Origin of the sequence: Thiocystis violacea, from assembly GCF_016583565.1 — a bacterium.
Classification (GTDB): Bacteria; Pseudomonadota; Gammaproteobacteria; order Chromatiales; family Chromatiaceae; genus Thiorhodococcus; species Thiorhodococcus violaceus_A.
Genome location: NZ_NRRF01000282.1, coordinates 1 through 466 on the forward strand (window position 1 = coordinate 1; position 466 = coordinate 466).

The 466-nt window shown below is 75.8% G+C and carries 1 protein-coding gene and 1 pseudogene; one reads left to right on the forward strand and one right to left on the reverse strand.

Going from position 1 to position 466, the window contains the following annotated elements:
• Window positions 1–182 (forward strand): annotated as a pseudogene (locus tag CKO23_RS25210) (hypothetical protein); the annotation flags it as partial.
• Window positions 183–200: 18 nt separating this feature from the next.
• Here CKO23_RS25210 and CKO23_RS25215 read toward each other — a convergent pair.
• On the reverse strand, window positions 201–466 hold a 266-nt coding region (locus CKO23_RS25215; protein ID WP_369408017.1), incomplete at its 5' end, for a UDP-2,3-diacylglucosamine diphosphatase.

Sequence of the window (466 nt, forward strand, 5' to 3'; positions counted from 1 at the left end):
TGCGCGAGCTGCCGGCCGCGATGGCCGAACTGCTGCAGCGCCTGCCGCAGTACCAGGCGCGGGTGCGCTGGGTCGACAACCGCGCGGCGGCCGAGGTGCTGGAGGTCTTCGACGAACTGCTGCGCGGCCGCAGCGCTCCGTCGCGGCACGGCCTGGGCGAGGCCGAGGCCGTGGCGGCCTGAGCGCCGCAGGGCGCCGCTTCAGGCCACCGGCTCGGCCTCCGGCAGGGACTCGGCCGCTGCCGGCATCGCCGCCACCGGCAGGGTGCGCCGCCCGCCGCGCACGATCTCCAGCCGGCCGTCGGCGTGTTCGACGAGGGCCGTCAGGCTCTCGACCCAGTCGCCGTCGTTGCAGTAGAGAACGCCGTCGATCGTGCGGATCTCGGCGTGGTGGATGTGGCCGCAGACGACGCCGTGCGCGCCGCGGCGGCGCGCCTCGTGCGCGAGCACGGTCTCGAAGTCGTCGA